Source organism: Nostoc sp. (assembly GCF_036917355.1).
Taxonomy (GTDB): domain Bacteria; phylum Cyanobacteriota; class Cyanobacteriia; order Cyanobacteriales; family Nostocaceae; genus Nostoc.
In genome coordinates this window covers 101,655-124,102 of the sequence record NZ_JBALDP010000009.1, presented here as the reverse complement: position 1 = coordinate 124,102, position 22,448 = coordinate 101,655, and the positions used below count along the sequence as shown (strand labels likewise).

Annotated in this window: 22 protein-coding genes; 12 read left to right on the top strand and 10 right to left on the bottom strand. The window is 38.1% G+C overall.

Translation table 11 applies throughout. The annotated features are described in order from the left end of the window. Window positions 1–295: 295 nt before the first annotated feature. The 4 genes from V7K53_RS02570 to V7K53_RS02555 all read left to right on the top strand — a co-directional run bounded on the left by V7K53_RS02570 (window position 296) and on the right by V7K53_RS02555 (window position 4,063). On the top strand, window positions 296–1,327 hold the full coding sequence (locus V7K53_RS02570) for a serine/threonine protein kinase (RefSeq protein ID WP_335196091.1): 1,032 nt from the start codon (window positions 296–298) through the stop codon (window positions 1,325–1,327). A 354-nt stretch (window positions 1,328–1,681) separates the two neighbouring features. After that, a complete protein-coding gene (locus V7K53_RS02565; protein WP_335196090.1) occupies window positions 1,682–3,145 on the top strand; it encodes a serine/threonine-protein kinase in 1,464 nt (487 codons plus the stop codon). Between the two features lie 199 nt (window positions 3,146–3,344). Continuing rightward, a complete protein-coding gene (locus V7K53_RS02560; RefSeq protein ID WP_335196089.1) occupies window positions 3,345–3,617 on the top strand; it encodes a DUF2281 domain-containing protein in 273 nt (90 codons plus the stop codon). A 2-nt stretch (window positions 3,618–3,619) separates the two neighbouring features. Beyond that, the gene (locus tag V7K53_RS02555; protein ID WP_335196088.1) at window positions 3,620–4,063 is read left to right on the top strand and encodes a type II toxin-antitoxin system VapC family toxin; all 444 of its coding nucleotides are present in this window, start codon (window positions 3,620–3,622) and stop codon (window positions 4,061–4,063) included. A gap of 180 nt (window positions 4,064–4,243) precedes the next feature. Here V7K53_RS02555 and V7K53_RS02550 read toward each other — a convergent pair whose 3' ends face one another. Continuing rightward, entirely contained in the window at window positions 4,244–4,810 is a 567-nt protein-coding gene (locus V7K53_RS02550) for a DUF2808 domain-containing protein (RefSeq protein WP_335196087.1), read from the bottom strand. Window positions 4,811–4,838: 28 nt separating this feature from the next. Further along, window positions 4,839–5,270, bottom strand: a complete 432-nt coding sequence (locus tag V7K53_RS02545; protein WP_335196086.1) for a DoxX family protein — start codon at window positions 5,268–5,270, stop codon at window positions 4,839–4,841. A 724-nt stretch (window positions 5,271–5,994) separates the two neighbouring features. Between V7K53_RS02545 and V7K53_RS02540 the strand changes: the two genes are divergently transcribed. Then, complete coding sequence (locus V7K53_RS02540; RefSeq protein WP_335196085.1) at window positions 5,995–6,825, top strand: lectin OAA family protein; 831 nt, start codon at window positions 5,995–5,997, stop codon at window positions 6,823–6,825. A 99-nt stretch (window positions 6,826–6,924) separates the two neighbouring features. On the opposite strand, the gene V7K53_RS02535 is transcribed toward V7K53_RS02540, so the two are convergent. After that, window positions 6,925–7,308, bottom strand: coding sequence for a Spx/MgsR family RNA polymerase-binding regulatory protein (locus V7K53_RS02535; protein WP_335196084.1), 384 nt, complete (start codon window positions 7,306–7,308; stop codon window positions 6,925–6,927). Window positions 7,309–7,315: 7 nt separating this feature from the next. Further along, on the bottom strand, window positions 7,316–7,498 hold the full coding sequence (locus V7K53_RS02530) for a hypothetical protein (protein ID WP_335196083.1): 183 nt from the start codon (window positions 7,496–7,498) through the stop codon (window positions 7,316–7,318). 7 nt (window positions 7,499–7,505) lie between these two features. Here V7K53_RS02530 and V7K53_RS02525 point away from each other — a divergent pair, with 7 nt between their 5' ends. The 6 genes from V7K53_RS02525 to V7K53_RS02500 all read left to right on the top strand — a co-directional run bounded on the left by V7K53_RS02525 (window position 7,506) and on the right by V7K53_RS02500 (window position 14,478). Then, on the top strand, window positions 7,506–9,680 hold the full coding sequence (locus V7K53_RS02525) for a DEAD/DEAH box helicase (protein WP_335196082.1): 2,175 nt from the start codon (window positions 7,506–7,508) through the stop codon (window positions 9,678–9,680). Between the two features lie 620 nt (window positions 9,681–10,300). Continuing rightward, on the top strand, window positions 10,301–10,876 hold the full coding sequence (locus V7K53_RS02520; protein WP_335196081.1) for a TerD family protein: 576 nt from the start codon (window positions 10,301–10,303) through the stop codon (window positions 10,874–10,876). 160 nt (window positions 10,877–11,036) lie between these two features. Then, window positions 11,037–11,639, top strand: coding sequence for a TerD family protein (locus tag V7K53_RS02515; protein WP_335196080.1), 603 nt, complete (start codon window positions 11,037–11,039; stop codon window positions 11,637–11,639). Between the two features lie 69 nt (window positions 11,640–11,708). Continuing rightward, window positions 11,709–12,281 carry a TerD family protein gene (locus V7K53_RS02510; protein WP_335196079.1) on the top strand — a complete coding sequence of 191 codons (573 nt, stop codon included), beginning with the start codon at window positions 11,709–11,711 and terminating at the stop codon, window positions 12,279–12,281. Between the two features lie 100 nt (window positions 12,282–12,381). Continuing rightward, entirely contained in the window at window positions 12,382–13,779 is a 1,398-nt protein-coding gene (locus tag V7K53_RS02505; RefSeq protein ID WP_335196078.1) for a TerD family protein, read from the top strand. Window positions 13,780–13,785: 6 nt separating this feature from the next. After that, the gene (locus V7K53_RS02500; RefSeq protein ID WP_335196077.1) at window positions 13,786–14,478 is read left to right on the top strand and encodes a zinc-dependent metalloprotease family protein; all 693 of its coding nucleotides are present in this window, start codon (window positions 13,786–13,788) and stop codon (window positions 14,476–14,478) included. On the opposite strand, the gene V7K53_RS02495 is transcribed toward V7K53_RS02500, so the two are convergent. From V7K53_RS02495 to V7K53_RS02470, 6 genes are all read right to left on the bottom strand, one after another. Next, window positions 14,479–15,267, bottom strand: coding sequence for an FHA domain-containing protein (locus V7K53_RS02495; RefSeq protein WP_335196076.1), 789 nt, complete (start codon window positions 15,265–15,267; stop codon window positions 14,479–14,481). Window positions 15,268–15,338: 71 nt separating this feature from the next. Next, window positions 15,339–15,689 carry a sensor histidine kinase gene (locus V7K53_RS02490; RefSeq protein WP_335196075.1) on the bottom strand — a complete coding sequence of 117 codons (351 nt, stop codon included), beginning with the start codon at window positions 15,687–15,689 and terminating at the stop codon, window positions 15,339–15,341. 97 nt (window positions 15,690–15,786) lie between these two features. Then, window positions 15,787–18,480 carry a PAS domain S-box protein gene (locus tag V7K53_RS02485; RefSeq protein ID WP_335196074.1) on the bottom strand — a complete coding sequence of 898 codons (2,694 nt, stop codon included), beginning with the start codon at window positions 18,478–18,480 and terminating at the stop codon, window positions 15,787–15,789. Window positions 18,481–18,832: 352 nt separating this feature from the next. Then, window positions 18,833–20,011: a DNA double-strand break repair nuclease NurA gene (locus tag V7K53_RS02480; protein WP_335196073.1), complete on the bottom strand. Its 1,179-nt coding sequence runs from the start codon at window positions 20,009–20,011 to the stop codon at window positions 18,833–18,835. Window positions 20,012–20,183: 172 nt separating this feature from the next. Next, window positions 20,184–20,969, bottom strand: a complete 786-nt coding sequence (locus tag V7K53_RS02475) for an HAD family hydrolase (protein ID WP_335196072.1) — start codon at window positions 20,967–20,969, stop codon at window positions 20,184–20,186. A gap of 143 nt (window positions 20,970–21,112) precedes the next feature. Beyond that, a complete protein-coding gene (locus tag V7K53_RS02470; RefSeq protein ID WP_335196071.1) occupies window positions 21,113–21,679 on the bottom strand; it encodes a Rieske 2Fe-2S domain-containing protein in 567 nt (188 codons plus the stop codon). Between the two features lie 328 nt (window positions 21,680–22,007). Here V7K53_RS02470 and V7K53_RS02465 point away from each other — a divergent pair, with 328 nt between their 5' ends. Beyond that, a complete protein-coding gene (locus V7K53_RS02465; RefSeq protein WP_094349767.1) occupies window positions 22,008–22,340 on the top strand; it encodes a hypothetical protein in 333 nt (110 codons plus the stop codon). Window positions 22,341–22,448: the final 108 nt, after the last annotated feature.

The following is a 22,448-nucleotide window of genomic DNA, read 5'->3' as shown; positions in this document are numbered from 1 at the left end:
GATGATTAAACGCTAAGGCTCGATTGGTTACAGTAGCATTTGATGCCATTGATGTAAAAATTACGCATTTACCGAAAAAGCTTCACAGTAAAGATTTTCGTATTTTGTAAGACTTTGCCCGTTTTTATAACACAACTTCTACGATCGCGTCATATTATATTTTTTGAAGCATAACAGCTTCACTATTAGATGTCAGGGTACAAGCTACAGAACATTTGTTGAGAGAAGCTGTATTACATCCACAGGAGAATTGCTATATGCAAAAATTAATACAACTCTCTGAGATAATCAACTAATGACTTGGGCATCTGGACAAAAGTTACACCGCGATCGGTATGAAATTAAACAACAGTTAGGACAGGGTAACTTTGCTATTACTTATCTTGCTGAGGATCGGGATGCCAAGGAAGTTGTAATTAAAACATTGGATTCCAATTTGCTCAATCAATTAAGTAACGAAGACCGCGATCGCTTAAAATCAGGTTTTGCTGATGAATCCCGTAAACTAGCTATATGCAAACATCCGAATATTGTCCAAGTGATTGATACCTTCGAGGAAGGTGATTTAAAATGCATGGTCATGGAGTATATTCAAGGAGATAATTTAGCCAAGATTGTCCACCCGCGAGGATTTCTTCCTGAAAAAGAGGCCGTAGATTATATTCAACAAATTGGAAAAGCACTCATCGTAGTGCATGAACAAGGATTTTTACATCGAAATGTGAAACCAGAAAATATCATTTTGCGGTCAGGTACGCATCAGGTTGTTTTGATAAACTTCGACTTAGCACGAAGATTTGTTGATAACCCAGTGTCAAGTCGCGGTAACTTGGTTGACAAATTTACACCAATTGAACTGTATTCCAACTCTCCTAGACAACAGGCGCGACGTAAACCTTGGACTGATATTTATTCTCTTGCGGCAACTTTATATTTTTTATTAACAGGAAAACTGCCAGAAAGTGCTATTGAGCGCCAAGATAACAATAAGCGTTTAATTCCACCTAACAAATTGAACGATCGGATTAGCGATCGCGTCAATGATGCCATTCTCCACGCAATGGAACTACAACCCGACAACCGTCCCGAAACAGTGGAAGCACTGGTTAAAAGAATTGGGTTTCAAAACAGCAGGTTTTTCTCTTCCCAAACTTCCTTGGACACAACCCTTGTGGGCGTGGATATTAGAGATTATGGGTGTATTAGCATTATTTGCAGCTTTGATATCAGGAGTCAAAGACGGCACAGATTTATTCAAAGATTGGTTCTCAGACAAATCAGCACCTATCAATCCACCAACACAACAAACGCCATCATCTTCCGCTAAACCACAAAATAGGTAATAGGCTAGACTTACGCAAAAGTTAGTTTTCAAGTCGCATTAGTTGCTTTTGCGACTCCAAAAGTTGGTTTTCAAGTCACATTAGTTGCTTTTGCGACTCCAAAAGTTAGTTTTCAAGTCGCATTAGTTGCTTTTGCGACTCCAAAAGTTAGTTTTCAAGTCGCATTAGCTGCTTTTGCGACTCCAAAAGTTAGTTTTCAAGTCGCATTAGTTGCTTTTGCGACTCCAAAAGCTAGTTTTCAAGTTACATTAGTTGCTTTTACAACTCCGATAGTTAGTTCAGCAGTAGCCAGAACACCTCAATCTTCTTCTCTGCGCCGGTCACTGAGCGTAGTCGAAGTGCTGCGTGAGCTTGTTCAGCAACGCCAACCACGAGAACTCACAAAAAGCGTGTCACAATCAACATTAGCCATCAATAAATCTGGGCGTATGTTCTGGCAAGACGGACAGCTAATATACAACGGCAAATATAAAATAGAAAAATACTTGGGTGGTGGTGGTTTTGCACTTACCTACCAAGCAATGCATACCAAGCTAAACCGCCGAGTCGTCATCAAAACCCCCAACATCAGCGTCCAACGAGATCCAGACTATCCCAAATATCTTGAACGCTTCAAAAAAGAAGCACAGATGCTAGCAATGTGTTGTACAGACTCACATCCCCATATTGTGCAAGTATTCGACTTTTTTGTTGAAGAAGATGGTCGCTACTGCTTAGAAATGCAATATATAGTAGGTGAGAGTTTATGGGAATACGTGCAACGCCAAGGGAAATTACCCGAAACTGAAGCTGTAAAATACATCCGCCAAATGGGTTTAGCTTTGGTAGATGTACATAAAAAAGGAGTTTTACATCTTGATGTCACTCCTCCCAATATTATGCTCAACTTTAATTCAGGGATTCCTAACTCTGGCAAAGCAGTGTTGATAGACTTTGGTATTGCCGGCGATATGTCCCCACCGAGTACCCTGTCTAGGTCTTTTGGTAACAGGGTATTTGCGCCCTATGAGTTAACACGCAAAGGGATTCGTCACTCAACAGTTGATGTCTACTGTTTAGCTGGATCTTTGTACTATGCCATCACTGGAGAACGCCCCACCAATTCATTTGACCGTAAGTACGATCAAGAGGAATTAGTACCACCAAAGCAACTTGTCCCTAGTCTTAGTGATGCTGTAAATGAAGCGATTCTGCAAGGCATGGCATTAGAGGCAAAAGATCGACCCCAGACAATGGAAGAGTGGTTGAATTTACTCTCCTCCTCGCAAGCTAATTTAACAGAAGTGATATTAGCTTCAGACGTGGGGGTATATTACCAAAATCTAGAAAATTTGCTCAAAGCGGGTCAATGGAAAGCAGCAAACCAAGAAACCACCAGAGTCATGCTGAAAGTAGCCAAAAGAGAACAGCAAGGCAAGCTTGATTATAAATCCATTGAAAATTTTCCCTGCACAGACTTACGCACAATTGACCAATTGTGGGTAAAATACAGCAAAGGTCATTTTGGCTTTAGCGTACAAAAACGCATTTGGCTAGAATGCGGTGGCAAAGTAGATTATGAAACGGAGTGTCTTTTGGGCGATCGCTTAGGCTGGCGCAAAAACGGAGAGTGGCTATCAAAGGATGAATACAACTATTCGCTAGACTATACCCAGGGGCATCTCCCGGCTCCCCTAGCAACAGAAAATGAAAAAGAAAAAGTTTTATTATTCTACGGATGGCGAATTTCTAAACGAAACCGAAAAACGATGACCTCATATACTTCTTCTCTCGCGTCCAGACTTGTAAATTGTCATCTATAAAGGTTTTCGAGATTTATAAAACTTTGTGAACAAGATATATTCCATAAAGCCTTGCGGGTTCTAGATTTTCGTTACTTGGCACTGTTTAAATAGGCAATGCACTAGGGCGTATACTTCCCAAACACAAAAACCGCAATCGACATTAGATAATATATAATTCAATACCCAGTTTTTCAACCATGTAAACACAGGGGTAATAATGACTATTAAAGAACAAATTAACCAAGAATTAGAAAAATTATCTGAACCCTTATTACAGGAAATTTTAGACTTTGTACAATTTTTGCAAGTCAAACATCAAACACACAGCTTATCTTCAGATACTCAACCTGCTCAAACGCTTACAACAGAGCATACCTTAACAGGTTCTACTGCTGAAGATTTATTAGAATTTGTCGGTAGTTGGGAAGGTTCAGATATTAGAGAATGCCTGCAACTAGTTCATGACAGTCGCATACCTCTAGAATTTTAATTATGTATCTCTTAGATACTAATCACTGTTCCTTCTTGATGGAAGGTGTGCCTAGCGTTGTAAATCACTTGAGATCGCTTGGTCAGGTACAATTAGCAACCAGTGTTATTGTTGCTGGTGAGTTGCACTTTATGGCACAAAACTCACATCAAAAAGCTGCTAATTTAATAAAAATTAATGCATTTCTCAAACGAATTAACCTATACGGGATCGACAAAGAAATAACAGAAATCTACGGTGATTTTAAATCAGAAATTATCAAACAATTCGGCCCAAAAGAAAAAAATAAACGTAAAACAACCAAACTAAATACCATAGGCATTAGTGAAAATGACCTCTGGATAGCTGCTACAGTTTTACGTCATTCATTGACTCTTGTTTCATCTGATAGCGACTTTGAGCGAATGCGACAAGTAAGAGAAATTTCTTGGCAAAGTTGGGTGTAAATTAAACACGGTAAAAAAACAGCTAATTTACACCTACTCAATTAATTCAAAAACTTCTCCACACATCTCACAAATATTTCCACACCCATCCCCAACGCCGTACTTGTAGAAAATATTCCCCATACTTCGACTGCGCTCAGTACAAGTTTCCCATTCCCTATCCCCTATCCCCTATTCCCTCTATCGGAACCACCAACTTCCCCTATTGCTGTAAAACTGAAACCGTCCAAAGCCAAGAAATTGACCGTGAGATTTTTCACCCACAGGGAATGCAGTAACACCCAATAAGTAAACACCAGAAAAGCTTGGATTACTCACAGGGCGGAGGGCGATGGTAATTGTCTGTCCTGGAGTTACAGGTGGGTCAAAGTTTACAAAAACCGTCCGTGTGTCGCGGTCGTTTGTGACTGGGCCTAGTTTCAGTTGCGTTTCTTTGCGATCGCGTGTTCCGACAAATGCACGGGTATCATCAAGATTGTAGCGGATGTTTTCTGACCCCTCTTTTTGTGCGATCGTTACCTTCTGGAGGGATTCTCCAGCATTTTCCGGCACATTGATAGTGAAGTAGTAAGTTGCGCCCCAGACATTCACCTCTTTGTAAGTAGTTGTTGCGTTAACAAGTGTTGGCGGTTGGACGAAATAGACTAGGCCATCTCTAAGCTGCACAGCTTGAGTCACTGGAAGCCTAACTCCTCCAATACCTATTGCTAATGAGAGTGTTATTCCAAATAAAGTTGTAAGGCGCATGATTCAGATATAAAAAACGCACTTATTCTCATTCTAGTTCCTTGGGAATCCATGACTTAGGAACGATCGAAGCTTGTTTTTCGCCAAACGAAGATTTTGTGTACCACCAAGCCCAAGCAATTAAAACGGCTTGAAAAGGAAGTCTAACTACGTGTACCCAAGGTGAGTTTGGTATATGTTCTAGCTGAATGTGATTAACTGCCATGTTGATATTGGCAGGGAAAACCGCAATAAAAAGAGCAATAAGTCCCCAAGCAGCAGCTTGACTTACAGGCGGAACTAATAACCCAATACCACCTAAAATTTCGTAAAAGCCACTGAGATAAACTAATCCTAAAGGGTAAGGAAGTTGTGGTGGCATAATTTTGACATACGGTTCTGGGATAACAAAGTGTGTCACTCCAACCACAATGATGGATATAGCAAGGATGACACGTAATGTTTCCTTATGCTTATTCATGGTTTTTGCCTCATTCATATACTTGCACCTATTACTTCAGTTTGACTGACGGATGTTAATCTGCATTGAGTCAATAGGAGTAAAAATCGGCAAAATTTTCCAAAGTACTGCTTTTTGATAACTCATCAGAATTCAGATTTAGTATCTGGGTGTGTAACCTGGGTTACAAGCTTATCTCTTGCAATCCAAGTTACTAGTTGTCCAAATGTGCCGATGCTGCTATGAAGTTGGGCAGCGTGAGTTGGCTTGTTGGAATTTACAAAACACTTGCAATTACTTTTGCAAATACAAGTATAACTAATGTACCGAACTGTACCAATACAGTTTAGATCAGCCCAAAATCCAGATTTAGAGACGCGATTTATCCCGTCTTACAGCAGTTTTTATGTATTTGAACCACACCTGTCGTAGGAGCGCAAGTCTTTGCGTCCCTACTAAGTACGTCACGCCTCGGTTGGTAAAACAAAACAACATTTTTATGAAAATTTTCTTAAGTACTCTTGTCATTTTAGCTATGGGTGTACTAGTATAATCACGGCAGGATAAAAGATTAATACTTGCTGCTTGAAATACTTTTGCCAAAGGCTTGGTATCTAGGTTTGTTCTACGTCAAGCCTTGTAAATTGGCAAAGGTAGTGTTAATTGTGCGTAATTTTTTCCGCGATCGAATTGGATTGCTATAGATTCACTTTGACTAAAACAATCAAAACTTTGGAGGAAAACAATGACAGCTACAACAACCACTAATGCTAATAATCTATACAATGTACAAAATCAGTGGGGTGGTGCCTCTGCTCCGTGGAATCCTGGTGGAGTATGGGTAATTGGAGCTAGAGCAGATCAGCGCATTGTCGAACTCAAAGTTTCATCCAATGACAACGGCAAGACACTTACTGGAACCACAACATATTCTGGTGAAGGCCCCATCGGTTTTAAGGCTACCTTAACTGGGAGTGACAACTACAACGTAGAAAACCAGTGGGGAGGCTCATCTGCTCCGTGGAATCCCGGCGGGACTTGGGTACTCGGCTCTAGGGGAAATCAAAATGTTGTTGCGATCGATATTACATCCAACGACGGCGGTAAAACCCTGACTGGAACTATCACTTATGCTGGTGAAGGCCCCATCGGTTTTAAGAGTGCTGCTGTTGATGGCCGTATCTATAATGTGGAAAACCAATGGGGAGGCTCATCTGCTCCGTGGAATCCTGGTGGGACTTGGGTACTTGGCTCTCGGTCAAATCAAAATGTTGTTGCGATCGATATTACATCGAACGACGGCGGTAAAACCCTGACTGGAACTATCACTTATGCTAGTGAAGGCCCCATCGGCTTTAAAGGTAACATTGTCGGCAGCAACAACTACACAGTAGAAAACCAGTGGGGTGGTAATACAGCGCCGTGGAATCCTGGTGGAACTTGGATAATCGGTGCTCGTGTGGGACAGAATGTAGTAGCGCTCAACGTCACATCTAGTGATGGTGGGAAGACCCTAACTGGAACTACAACATATTCTGGTGAAGGTCCTATTGGCTTCCGATCGCACCAAATCTAAAAAGGCGATCGCGCTATATCGATTCTCGGTTAAGTAAGTACTGAACCGCACCCCTAACCCCCTGCCCGCTGTTTCGCGGCAGGGGGTTATGATGTAAAACTATAGGGAATCAGAACTCAGCACTCCTGAAGCTAAATCTAATTTTTCCCGAACTATTCCCTCATCTTTAAAACCAACCAGCACAGCTGTTCCATCTTTGACGAAAAGTGGACGTTTGAGCAGCATTGCATCGTGAGTGAATGCATCAACCCACTGTTCATCAGCCCAAATCTTCTTTTCATCTCCTAAAGCGCGGTAGGATTGACCGGAGGTATTTCGCATAGGAGCAAAACCCAAAGACTTTACCCAGCTTTGAATCATCTCACGAGTCGGCGGAGTATCTTTGGTGTTGATAAACTCATGGTTAATGTTGTTGTGTTGGAGCCACGTCAAAGCTTTTTTGCAAGTGCTGCAATTGGGAATTCCGTAGACTTGAATAGACATAAAATAATTAAGCAACAATCTCCATATATGACATAGTAGGTGGAACTTCTGCCAGCAATACTCTTGTCGTTGAATCTCTACGGCAGAAATTTAAGGGTAGCGATCGGTAATTCCAAGCATGGAACTCGTTGATCCATGATTCGAGGGTTCTGAAATACCAAGGAGTAGTTTTACTAACACTTTTATTCATAAAAAATATGAGCGATGCCTTTAGCCGACTTGCACCCTTCATCCAAGAATATATTTATCATCACCAGTGGACTGAATTACGTCCAGTTCAAATTGCCGCTTGTCAAGTTATATTTGACACTAATGCTCACTTGCTAGTTACTGCTGCAACTGCTGCTGGTAAAACAGAAGCAGCTTTTCTACCAGTTTTGACTCTATTACATGCCAACCCTTCTGCTACAATTGGCGCATTATATATTAGTCCAATCAAAGCTTTAATTAACGATCAATTTGAGCGTCTCAACGACTTACTCAAAGAAGCAGATATTCCCGTTTGGCACTGGCACGGTGATGTTTCACAAACTCGAAAAAACAAACTTTTAAAAAACCCTCAAGGCATTCTCCAAATTACCCCAGAATCTCTAGAAAGTTTGCTAATTAACAAAAATAACGACCTACTCCGTTTATTCGGTGATTTAAGGTTTGTCATCATTGATGAAATTCACGCCTTTATGGGTTCAGAACGCGGTTGTCAAATTATTTGCCAATTACAACGTTTAGCAAAGTTGACACAAAAGCAACCACGTCGTATTGGTTTGTCGGCAACTCTTGGGGATTACTCAATAGCTGAAGAATGGTTGCGTTCGGGAACAGATAAGCCAGTTATTACACCAAAAATTGATGGTATAAAACGTCAAATAAAACTAGCTGTAGAACATTTCTATATTACTGATGAAGTAGATAAATCAGAGACGACAGACGATGAAAAATATATTTTCAACCTCAGTAAGTCTCGTAAATGCCTGATATTTGCTAATAATCGCACACGAACCGAATCTGTAATTGCATCTTTGCGAAAAATTGCCACAGAACAAGGACTACCAGATATATATCATGTGCATCATGGGAGTATATCTGCTAGTTTGCGGCAAGCTGCTGAAAATGCGATGCGTGAACCTAACAATCCAGCTGTTACCGCCGCCACTCTGACTCTAGAATTAGGCATAGATATCGGTCATTTAGAGCGAGTAATTCAGTTAGAATCACCCTTATCTGTAGCTAGCTTTTTACAGCGCTTGGGACGCAGTGGTAGAAGAGGTGAAGCTGCTGATATGCGTTTTGTCTGCGCTGAAGATCAGCCATTATCAGAAGCTTCTCTACCAGAACAAATCCCCTGGCAACTTTTACAGTGTATTGCTATTATTCAACTTTATTTAGAGGAAAAATGGATTGAACCAATCAGAGCTATTAAATATCCTTTGAGTTTGCTTTATCACCAAACAATGAGTATTTTAACAGCAGCAGGAGAAATTTCAACTAATGCTCTAGCTAAACAAATTTTTAGTCTGCCACCTTTTGCTGCCATTTCCAAAGAGGATTTACAATTATTGCTCCGCTATTTAATTGATATTGATCATATTCAGCATACTGAAAAAGGTAAATTAATCCTGGGTTTGGCAGGAGAAAAGGTGGTGAGGAAATTTCAATTTTATGCTGTATTTGCGGAACAGCAAGAATATATTGTTAAGCAAGGTTCAACAGAAATTGGCAGTATCGTCACGCCACTTCCTGTTGGCAATCAATTTGCTTTAGCTGGCAGAAGTTGGGAAGTTGTAGAAGTTGATTTTAAGAAAAAGGCTATTTTTGTTAAACAAGGTGAGGGTAAATCTAGTATTTATTGGCGTGGTGGTGGTGGGACTATTCATACCAAAGTTTTGCAACGAATGCAGCAAGTCTTATTTGAGAATATTGAGTACAGTTACTTGCAACCAAATGCTTTGCAAAGTTTACATCAAGTTCGTCAATTAGCGCAGTACGCTGGATTAGATAAGCAGAATATTTTGCAATTAGAAAAAGGTAAATGCTGTATTTTTCCTTGGATAGGTACGGTTGCTTATCGCACGTTAGAAAGATTACTCAACTCATACTGTCGGGAATCGTTAGAAATTACAAGTCTTGGCGGCGTAAATCCCTATTATTTGACAATTAAATTAGGCAAGGATAAATTTAAATATCTTTATCGTGAAATTGCTTCATTGTGCGAACAAAGAATTATTCCAGAAGATTTAGTCAGTAGCTTAGAAGCACCGGAAATTCAAAAATATGATGGTTTTATTCCTCATTCACTTTTACGTAAAGCTTTTGCTAACGATTATTTGGATATGAGCGAACTGAAACAGCAAGTGGCATTGTGGAGAGAATAAACTAATCTATCTTTAAGTTGCATAATCCTTAGCCTCTGAAATACGCTCTTCCAGAATGGAAGAAATCAGGATGCAGAATGATTATGAACTTAAACTCCCTATAGGACTAGTATTTGATTTTTGAAAAAACTCAGTACAACTTCAAGAGCCTTCTTTACTGCTGCCTGTTCCCTCCCTACACAAATAATTTTAGAAATCAAACCGGATTCCTATATGTCTTTAGATACGCTATTCAGACAGCGTATGCCTCATTTATTAAGAACCTCAAAAATGGAGTTTTTGAGTTTACGTATTTTTCCTGATTTCAGTGCTTATTGAAGGTGACTACGATAGAGCGGATAACAAATATGACATACATTAAATTCTATAGTGTGTTTGTTATCACTCACTGCCAAATAGATAAAATTCTTTGGCTAATTATAATAAAAAACTAGGTTGACAAAATCAATCTTAAAAACTAGCCAATTCAAAAATTAAATAATTACTGGTGATTTTTTTCTAAAAGCCAGTGCCATAAGCGATTAATTTATTGTTGACATTCACAATTATTCAATCATTTTAAAGTAACAATAAAAAGATTACTTGGTGTATCCATTTGCTATAAATAGGAAGGAAAAATTATGGCAGTTTCACTAACAAAAGGACAAAGAGTTTCACTTGAAAAAGTTGCTCCTGGCTTAACAGATGTCTTTATTGGACTTGGATGGGACGTTAAAGCTACAGATACAGGTTATGACTTTGATCTAGACTCTTCAGTGTTCATGTTAGGTATTAACGAAAAACTTATTTCTGACAACCACTTTATTTTTTATAATAACCTCACAAGTCCCGACTCTAATAAATCGCTTCAGCACATGGGAGATAATCTTACCGGTGCAGGTGAGGGAGATGATGAAGTTATCAAAGTTGATCTTAAAAAAGTACCCGCAGATGTTCAAAAAATAGTTATTACTGTAACTATTCATGAAGCACAGCAACGTAATCAGAACTTTGGTCAAGTTAAAAATGCTTTTGTGCGTATTGTAAATGCTCAAACAAAACAAGAAGCAGTACGCTATGACCTTGTTGAAGACTATTCTGTAGAGACAGCATTAATCATGGCAGAACTTTACCGTAAAGATGGTGAATGGCGTCTTAATGCTGTTGGTTCAGGATATCAAGGTGGTTTAAAATCACTACTTGAACGCTATAGCTAATAAATCTACCAGAAGTCTCTAAGATGTTTTATAATGCCGACCTAAAGCTGATTTCAGAAAACTCTATTGTTCTATATTTGCTACTTGTTAACAAATCTAAAGCTATAGAGAAAATCTTAGATATCATCTTGTCAATTCAATATACTTTGAAATAACTTACATGGGAATTAACTTACAAAAAGGACAACGCATATCACTTTCTAAAGAAGCTCCTGGGCTAACAAAACTGATGTGCGGACTGGGCTGGGATCTAGCAAAACGTTCCGGTGGCGGTTTTTTTGGCGCTTTTAATAATGCTCCAGACTTTGATTTAGATGCCTCTGTAATCTGTTTAGATCAAAATGGCAAAATAACAGATATAGGCAATCTTGTTTACTTTGGTAATCTATCCCATAAATCAGGAGCTATTACCCATCTGGGTGACAATCTCACAGGTGCGGGAGAAGGTGATGACGAGCAGGTTCTTGTAGATTTAGCTCGACTACCAAAAGAAATTGTAAAATTGGTTTTTACAGTTAATATTTATGATTGTATTACTCGGAAGCAAGAATTTGCACAGGTAAAAAATGCCTTTGTACGCCTAGTTAATACATCTAATAATCAAGAACTCGCTAAGTATCATCTATCTGGTTCTGAATATAAAGGAATGACCGGAATGGTTATGGCTGAAATTTACAATCATAATAATGAGTGGAAATTGGCAGCTATTGGCAACGGCATTAACGTTAATGGTTTAGAAGGACTTGTGAAAGTTTATGCTTAAGTACATCTTAAGTTATTCAAATCCATAGCAATTCAGAATCAAATTCATTTTCAAAAATAGGTAATAATTATGTCAATCAACCTCAGTAAAGGTGAAAGAATCAATCTTTCAAAAGAAGCACCAAGCTTAAAAAATGCTGGAATTGGTTTAGGATGGGATATCAATGTTACAGATACAGGTTCAGCTTTTGATTTAGATGCTTCTATATTTATGTTAGGTAGTAACGGAAAAATTCCTAATGAAAAATATTTTGTATTTTACAATAATTCACAATCACCTGATGGTTCTGTAAAACACGAGGGAGATAGCAGAACTGGAGAGGGTGTAGGGGATGATGAAACGATTCAAATTGATTTAACTAAAGTGGATGCTTCAGTTCAAGAAATAGTTTTTGTCGTTACTATTCATGAAGCAGAGCAAAGAAAGCAAAACTTTGGGCAAGTCAGAAACTCGTTTATCAGAATTTATGACAATGCTACAGAAAAACAAATTGCTAAGTATGAATTAGATGAAGATGCTTCCGCAGAAACTGCAATTGAGTTTGGTAAACTTTATCGAAAAGATGGAGACTGGAGATTCCAAGCTGTCGGTGCTGGTTATAAATCAGGGCTGCAAAGTTTTGTAGACCGATACGCTGCTTAGTATATATCTAAAAAGTTAATCCAAGGAGGGTATTCATTGTTGTTACCCTCTTTTTTTGTATAAAAAGTGAACGAATTTTAATTGATAGGATGTGTATAAAATGGAAATTGAGTTAAGCAAAGGTGGCAGGTTTAATCTTTCTAAAGAATCTCCCAATTTAACGAAAGTAGCTATTGGCTTGGGTTGGCAAGTAAATCAAGCTGGGCAAAGCTATGATATTGATGCTTCTGTGTTTATGTTAGGTGCAGATGGTAAAATACCCAATGATAAATATTTTGTCTTTTACAATAACCTTCACTCATTTGATGGATCTTTAAAACATTCAGGAGATAATAGAACTGGGGAAGGTAATGGAGATGATGAAACAATTTATGTTGATTTAGCAAAAGTCAATCCAGCTATTCAGGAGATAGTTTTTGTTGTCACTATTCATGAGGGGCAAGAAAAAAATCAAAACTTTAGCCAAATCAAAAATGCCTTTATCAAGATTTACAATCACGAAAGCAAAAATTCTCTGGCTCGGTACAACTTAAGAGAGGCTTTTTCTCAAGAGACAGCTTTGGAATTTGGACGCTTGTATAAAAAAGAGAATGAATGGAGATTTCAAGCGGTAGGAGAAGGCTATAGTTCTGGACTAAAAAGTTTTGTAGATAAATATATTTCCAAAACTAAACAGGAAGAATCTACAAAAGTAGAAAGTGTGCAAGAAAACTCTAAAACTAAACTAAATATATCTTTAGATAAAAAGCTTGAGCGAGAAGCACCACATATTTTCAATCTTGTTAAAAAAGCAGATATATCACTTCAAAAAGCAAATTTGACGAATCATAAGGCTAAGGTTGTGCTTTGCCTTGATATCTCTGGCTCAATGAGTGCGCTCTATACCTTGGGTAAAATTCAGCGATTTGCTGAAAAAATTCTGGCTTTAGGATGTCGTTTTGATGACAACGCTTCGATTGATATATTTTTATTTGGAGCTAAAGCCTATAATGCAGGTGAAATGACTCTTGAAAATTTTAAAACTTTTATTCCAAATATATTGAAAGAGTATCCACTAGAAGGTGGTACTTACTATGGTAAAGCTATAGATATGATTAGAAGATTCTATTTTCCAATATCTAAAAAAGCTAGTCAAAAAAGTACTACTCCAGTTTATATCATGTTTGTTACGGATGGAGCAACCTCTGACGAGTCACAAACAGAACAGTATCTTAAAGAGTCTTCTTATGAGCCTATTTTTTGGCAATTTATGGCGATAGGCAAGTCACGTAAGGATGCAAAAGGTAAAGGTGTTTTAGGTTGGCTAGCTAAAGCAAAAGCAAGTGATTTTACATTTTTAGAAAAACTTGACGAAATAAGCGATCGCTATCTTGATAATTCAGATTTTTTCAGTTTAGAAGACCCAGAAAATATAGCAGATCAAGAACTTTATGATTTACTGATGATTGAATATCCCAATTGGGTAAAATTGGCTAAAACGAAGAATCTATTACAATAAAAATTAATGTCTCTCTACGATCGCCTGAATTTAACTAAACCCAATCGCAAGCTCAAAGTCCCAATTTGGGAACGCATAGACTTGACTAGACCCCCTAAACTCCGTTGTCAGGGATGTAGTTCACACATTCAGTCTCAGTGGGAGTTTTGCCCTTCCTGTGGAAGAATTCTCATAGAGAGAAATAGCGAGTTTCGCCGTTGCATCTGGATAGACGTTTCGGGAATGGATATTGAAGAGGAAAATAGAGAATTAATCAACAGTATTCTCAGTGATGCCTTTTCTAAACTCTACGGTGCATTTAGAAGTGTTGAAGTATTTTTGACATCAGAGCCGCCTGAACCGAAAGAATGGGGGGACAATTTTACTCATGTCTATGTATTTGCTGATAACCAACCAGTTGACTATCTAGGAGTAGCTACTTTTAAATTAGGAATGGTTACAAATCGTGCTATTATCCGCATAGACCAAGTATTTTATGCTTCTTACAATGCTAGTCTTCATGTTAATCAATTGTCTAACTTAATTGCCAACACCATAGCCCATGAAATTGGACATACATTAGGACTCGATCATTCTGCACTACCAACGGATGTAATGCATGATGGACTTGACCATATAATTCATAGCTCAATGCCGCCATCGTTTCACGCATCACAAATAAACTCGATGAATCATGCCATTCGCAGAGAAGTGGAATAGTTATTTTTTAATTAATTTGTGGAGCGATCGCAAATCATAATTTAAGATTTTTCCAGTATTCAAAAGTTGATATCCTACGAAAAATGACACAGATGATCCCACAACAACTAAAAGATTAACTGACGCAAATACATTACCAGTAAAAGCTATGACTACAATGCCTAGCGCTATCAAAATCCATCCTAAGTTAGGGTTTATTCGCTGCTGACAAAGTACGAAAATACCGGAAATACATAGTAATAAACCAGGAATACCAAAAAATATACCAACACGAATATTTGCAGTTAAAATGATGATCCCTGCAATCATCAAAGCCAAGCCTATATACTTGCTTGTCTTTTTGACTGAAGGTTGTGTATTGTTAACAGCAATTTGAGCCTGCATTTTTGTGGAACTTGCAAGAGGAAGAAGATTTTGTTGATGTTGTATTTTATCTTGAAATATAAACGTGGCTTTTTCTCCTTGACCAAGGTCTATTTTATCTCCTAAATTGATTTGGCAGGGTGTTCTAGGTTCTAATTTAGTGTTGTTAACAAATGTCCCATTAGAACTTCCTAAATCTTCAATAAAGTAATTATTTGTGTAGATTTTAATCTGTGCATGGATGCGAGACACTACATCTGCATCTGGCAAGTTGGAAACATCAATATCCGGTGGAATTTGGTCATTGGGTTTACCGATATGAAACACCGCAGTATTTGGTGGTAACTCAAAAGCAGTGTTGGTTTGGACATGAAAAAGTTCTAAACTCAGTCCGATAGTAGCGTTGGATGTACTTAAATTTTGCATAGTTTTTAGTCAATAATTTCTCTATACTTTTGACTCTTGCAAATCAGTAAGCAATTTTAATCCGTTGTGGCTTACCGATTTCCCCACCTGATGCAAAGGAATTTCAACTCGATTCCTTTGCCTAGTTCTGATTTATACCGCAGTACTCCAGAGTGTTTCTCCACCACAATCTGATAGCTAATCGATAAGCCTAACCCTATTCCCTGACCCACAGGTTTAGCGGTAAAGAATGGATCAAACAGTTTATTTTTCAACTCTTGGATCATACCTGACCCTTTATCTACAATTCTCACTACTACTCGGTTATCACTAATCAGCTTAGTACTAATTATAATCTTAGTAGGATTGCTCTGAATTTCTTGCAGAGAACGTTGAAGATTGCACATATCAAGAGCAGCGATCGCATTGTTAATCACGTTCATAAACACTTGATCTAACTGCCCTGCATAACACTATAACAGAGGTAACTCACCATATTTATTGATTATTTCAATTTTGGGATGTTCTGGTAGAGTCATTTTAAATTGGAATTTGAATCCAGAATTCTGTGCCTTTTCCTGGTTCTGATAGACAATTCAAAATTCCACCATGTTTTTCTACTATAATTTGGTAGCTAATTGATAGTCCTAAACCTGTTCCCTTACCTACCTGTTTCGTGGTGAAAAATGGATCGAATAACCGCTTTTTAATATCTTCTACCATTCCTAATCCATTGTCAGCAATTCGGATGACAACAAATTTACTCTCTAAAATTTCAGTACGAATTACAATTTGCGGTTTATAATTTGTTTTTATCTTAACCATTGACTCTTCTAAGGCATCGATCGCATTAGTTAAAATATTCATAAATACTTGATTCAGCTGCCCAGCATAACAATCAACTAGAGGTAAATCACCATATTCTTTAACTATAGATATATCTAAGCCAATACCATTATTTTTCCAGCGGTGATGCAAAATTAATAACGTATTTTCAATTCCTTCATGAATGTCAACTAATTTTTTATCTGCTTCATCATGGCGAGAAAAATTTCTCAATCCTAAAACAATTTCACGGATACGATTAGTACCCATATTCATCGAGGATAGGAGTTGAGAAAGGTCACTAGTAAGAAATTCTAAATCAATTTTTTTAGCGAAATCTTCAATTTCTACTTCCGGTTGGGGATAATGTTGCTGATAAAGGTGCAAGAGAGTTAACATCTCTTGAAAGTATTCGTTAGCGTAGGTTAAATTACCATGAATAAAATTAACTGGATTGTTGATTTCATGAGCAACTCCAGCGACTAATTGTCCTAAGCTAGACATTTTTTCATTTTGGATCAGTTGAGATTGAGTTTGTTGCAATTTATGCAAGGTTTCGGTGAGTTTTTCAGCTTGAGTTTGAGCTTCTAAAGTAGCAGTGCGACTTTGGATATAAAGTTGTGCATGGTCGATAGCGATCGCTATTTGATCGCAAACAGCTTTTAACAGGCTAATTTCACTGTTATTCCAAATGCGATCGCCACTACAATGACTGCACACAATTGCTCCAATCTCTCCAGAATTGCTTTTAACTGGTAGCATTAGTTGAGATGTGATCCCAAACTCAGTTAAAAGTTCTTGCATATCATAATCAAGTTGTGATTTATTATTAATATTTTCTATACAAATTAGCTCTTGAGAGAGAAGATTTTGAGTCAAAAAAGTGCTTTTTTGCAGTGGAATACTGCCTAACATACTTGCCAAGTTAGGGTTTCGTGCTTCATAGGTAATAGTTAGGCTTGCTTGGGATGGATGCGGTAAATAAGAAAGAAAGTAGCAACGGTCAATTTGTAATAAGCTGCGAATTTCGTTCACAGCAGTTTCTAGGATCATATCTAGGTCAAGAGAACTGCGGATTTGACTAGCTAGACGCAGTAACAAGGCTTCCCGACGACTGAGGAGTTCTTCTCGCGCCCAGATTCGGTCAATAGCCACAGCAATATTATTAGCAATCCAATTTAAGAGGTTATGAGTTGGTTCGGTAAATAATTGCTTGCTAAATAAAGCCATTATACCGATTATTTGCTGCTCTACTATTAGGGGATAAGCAGAAAATCGAGAAATTGAAAATGTAGAATTTACAAGTTTTCTTGAATGATTAATTGACAGTTCTTGGTTAAAAATAGCTTGATGGTTTTGAATCATTAAGCCAATAATATTATTGACTAAAGCGATATGTTCTGGAAAATCTTGAGTATCGCTCAAAGTACTACAAGTAATATCTGTGCAATGAACGCCAGCTTGCAATTGTAGCTGGTTTGTCTGTCGTTCAAATGTCCAGATACAAACAAAGCCGATATCAAGGTATTGGGAAATAGTATTTGTACAATTTTGCAAAATTTCTGGAAGTGTGCCACTTTGAGATAAGGCTAAACTGACTTCTGCACTCAAAACTGACAAGCGCGATCGCTCCAATAAAGCTAACTCTGAAAGCTTACGCTGTGTAATATCTGTACGAATCGATACATATTGATAAGGTTTTCCATCTTGTCCCAACATTGGGGCGATCAAAGTATCCACCCAATAAAAAGTGCCATCCTTAGCTTTATTTTGAATTTCTCCTTTCCAGATTTTCCCTTGGGCAATAGTTTTCCATAAGTTTGCAAAAAATTCTTTTGTGTGGTGGCCAGAATTGATAATTCGATGATCTTGTCCTAGAAGTTCTTCTGAAGAATATTTAGAAACTTCACAAAATAGGTCATTGACATAAGTTATTCTTCCAGTTCTATCAGTAATAGCTACTAGTGAATGGGCATTTAAAGCAAATCTAAAAGCCTCTAATTCTTGGATAGAATTTTTTAGTGCTATCTCATTCTGTTTATTAGCAGTGATGTCACGAGCTACTGCATAAATTAATTTTTCTTCACTGAAACTAGTCGCATTCCATGACAGCCATTTATAAGAACCATCCCGACAAAGATAGCGGTTTTCAAAGCTGACTGCATCTACAGATTGTGTAATTTTTTGGGCTGCTGCAATAGTTAATTCACGATCTTCAGGGTGAATAAATTCGATGAAAGGTTTAGCAACAAGTTCACGAATTGACCAACCTAGTGTTTTTGTCCATACTGGATTTAAATACTTAAAATAACCATCAAAGTTAGCAATACACAATAAATCTATAGAAAGTGAGAAAAATCGAGAGTATTTTTCTTCGGATTTTTTGTACTCAGATTTAACTAGTTTCATCAGCTTTTTTTAGGTATGAATATTTTTGGAGAAAAGTTAATACGTTTATTGTTAAAATTTAATAACCATTGCAATAGGATGTTCCAATCTAGAGACTCGCCTAATATCAGGCTACTTCCGAAGAAAAACGTAATGAGCTTGATAGTAAAGCCAATAAGTATCTACTAGTTTTTACTGAGTCAGCTAGCTAGCTGTTGACTTAGTTCTCTACTAAATACAGGTTTCCCTAAAAAGCTGTAAAGTAAACATTTATATTTTAAATTTAAGATAAGAAGTGTTACGTAAACTGAATTAATCAGAATTTTTATCTGTAATTGTCCTTAAGTAGCTAAGAATTCAATTACGAATTATTTTAAGCAATACTCCCGCGCTTTCTGGCTTCTTTGTAAGAAGTTCCCACATTTTTCAAACCAGCTTTAATCATTTGTTGTTCGAGAAGAGCAAAGAAACGCGCCCGATCGCCACCTTTTACTACTGCTTGGTTATGGGCTTCAGCGATCGCTACAGGATAACCATATCCTTTTTGCACTTGTGCTAACATCAGTCCCAATGCTTGGTCTAACATGGTTGCATTCTCCGCTACCCATGCCGGAACTTCGATCCGGGCGATTTCGGTGCCAACGTGGACGTAGCAAAAGTAAATTGTTTGATCGCCATAAAGTTCGAGAATGGGAGAATTGCTGCGCCATAAGGTACTGCGTTGTCCTGGTTTGAGTCGGCTTGCCCAAACAGAAGTATCTCGCAACTGTTCAAAAATTTTACAAGGTACTTTTTCTAGCTGATTTGGGCAATGACTTTTACAGTCTGGGGCTGGATGAGGACAAGCTAATAACCGTAAAAAGTTCATTGTTTCGATGCTGCGAGAGGCGCTAAGATAGCCCATTAAAGGAATTCGAGCATCACGCATTTGCTGCCAAGCTTCTAGGATGGGGGGTAAAATGCGATCGCGTGCATCCATCGGCAATTGTTCTAAAAACCAGTAAATTAGCGAACCATCTACCATCGCTAGCGCTGGCGTTTCCGCTTGGGCTGCATTACACGCAAGTTCTGCTAACACCGTTGTTTCGGAAGCAGTGCGGCGAAAACTCATCCATTCCTCGGTTCTAATTCCCCACTGCCGAGACATATATAAATCTTCTGGGCGGTAAAATACTTCTGGCAAACTATCGAGTAATGGATGGCGATTTTGTCCGTAGTGCAAGACGACTCTGCCAATATTTAAAAGATAACAGTAAGCAATTTCGTGATGGTTGGGGGCAATTTGGGAACCATCGGTAGCGATGACAGTATGAATTTTTGGGGGAACTGGGATATCGATGCAGGTTTCTAGCGGTTCAATTGGGGTAGCATTAGCAAAGAGAATGCGATCGCGCCATTTTTCTTGGCGATCGATTAAATCTTGTTGACACTCGTAAGCATTTTTTAAATGTTGTTGTGCCAGTTCTAAACGCTGACGACTGGCAGCAGCTTCTAAGGTAAGATGCTGGCTTAAACCCTGCATTTGTCGCGCCAGTTTTGTTAGGTCAAGCATAAAAGTAAGTGCGAAGTGAAGAGTGAATACTTGTGAGTTATTATTTCACCTAAATTTATAAAACACATGGTTTGATTTATATATATACGTCTACAAATTAAATATCCGTTACTCAGAATCCTTCTAGAGACGTAGCAGTGCTACGTCTCTTTTTCACTAGATATTTAATATATTAAAGCCAAGCTGAGAAATCTTTGGCAAACTGAGAAAGTGATAACAACTGAATTCGCGGATCGTTTTGAGCAGATTCCCTTTCTGCTTGAGTATTATAGCCCCAGTCCGCAAGAAAAAGTTTTACATCTTCAAGGTCTGCTTGCTGTTGGACTAATTGTAATGTCTTGAGTCTATCTTCTACAAACCAGAGACTAACAGATTTGTCTTCTGATGACTGAATTAATTCTCGCAAAATTTCATATTTGGGACGCTTAACTTCTTTTCCAAAGATTGATTCTGGTGGTAAATTTACTCCTTCTTGTTGCAACAACTGCTGTACAAAACGCCCTTCTTTAGTTGTTACAATGTATAGCTTAACTCCACTGTCAATAGTTAATTTTATTTTTTCTACTACAGCCGGATAAAATCTATGCAGACTCAGCCAACCACCTAAATCAGTGGTAATCCATTCATCTCGCTGATTATCTAGTTTTGCACCAATTTCTCTTGCTTGGAGCTTATCATTTAACAAAATTTGTGGGGTAATACTCACCCATTCATGAAGAATTTTATCGTCAGAAATTCCATCTATCAAGGCTTTAATTAAAATGGGCATTTCCCAACCGGTTTCAATAACAGGTCTTAGTCGATAGAATCTCAAAGCTAAATCATCTGGCGGTGTGTCGTTAGCAGAAGACCAAATTTCACAGTAGGTACGCCATGCTACCTCAAAATATTCAATTAATCCGTCGCAAATCACTCCATCAAAGTCCAGAGCTAAAATTTTGGGACTACTTGTGGTCATTGGTTTGAGAATGAAACTGCTGTTGTCAGCTTACCCGACAAATTTAAATCATGCGGTAATTTTTGTTAGTCTTTTATAATTCATAAATTTGCTGAAAAAGTGTGGTGGTATTGTAAAATTAAATTTGATTTGTTAATGGTAGGTTAACGAGGATCTACAGCAGGTTTGCGATCGACTAAACGAATTTGATTTTGCTTGACTACTACGGTGATTAGTGGTAAAGAACGTTTAGCTGGGCCACGAACAACTCGACCCTGAGAATCGTATTGAGATCCATGACAAGGACAAATAAAGTGATTTTTCTCAAGATCCCACTCGACTGTACATCCTAAATGGGTGCAGATTGGACTGATAGCGTACTCAGCAATCTGTGGCCCGTCTTGAATAATCAGATAATCAACGCTACGATCTGGCAAGCCTTTTACGAGAATCGGAATTCCTGGCTTTGCGGTTGCTAATAGTGCATTAGCTTCAATTTGCTTGCCGTCTTCAGCCAGTGCCACCGATCCTGGAAGATAATTTTGACAGCGTGAATTCTTTGGATAAAGCGAGCAAAGGGTTTCTAGGTCTATCTCACGACTTTGGCTGACTTTGGGAAAAAGATATCCGATAGCTACTGATGCAACTGTAGTACCTAGCATATAGGTTAAAAAATCCCGGCGCGTTTTTATCTTCGTTGGAATTTTGCCATTAGTAGAAGAATGTTCCATAATGATTCAATTTACCCACAAAGGTCTACTAATATACTACGGTGCGATCGCATTAAAATTAATCTACATTTGTGTTTGCTGTGGGTTCAGTTTCATAAAATTGGCTTTTTTTAAGAGTTGCGCCTGAACTGTAATTTTTAATTATTATTTATTTCTGGAGTAGGAGGTTATTTATAAACCTCAGAGCTAGGCTATAACCTAAGATATGTTCCTGACAAAATCTCTTCAAAATATATTCTCAAACTCTCCCCAGAGAAAGAACTCTTTATGCCTTGGATTTTTTAAGCTGTTGTTAGTCGAGTTCCATATTTTAATAACTGAAAGCGCCATGAGTGATAAAAATCAAGAAAATCAAATTAATCAACCAGTAAGCGAAGATCGGGATTCTCGTGAAAAGCCAGATGTGAACGAAAGAAACCTAACCGCGAATCCGGGAGATAGAATTTCTGATAAGCCTCAATCAGTTGAAGAGAAGGCTAAACAAGCAGCTGTCGATCATGTACCAGATATTACAGGCGACACAATCACAGTCCCGACTTACTTTGTTGTGGATGAACCCAACGGCGAAAAGAAGGCACTCCATCACGTTAAAGATGCTGAAGAAATCTCTGACGTAATTCGGCAGGCACGACTTGATGAAAATGGAAATCGAATTTGGTAGTAGTTGTTTATGGAAGACGCAGGGATACAGAGAAGTTATCAAATACTCTCTGCTTCTTTGCGTCTCGCGCTGACAGCAGATTGAAGATATTTTTCTCTGCATTAGAAT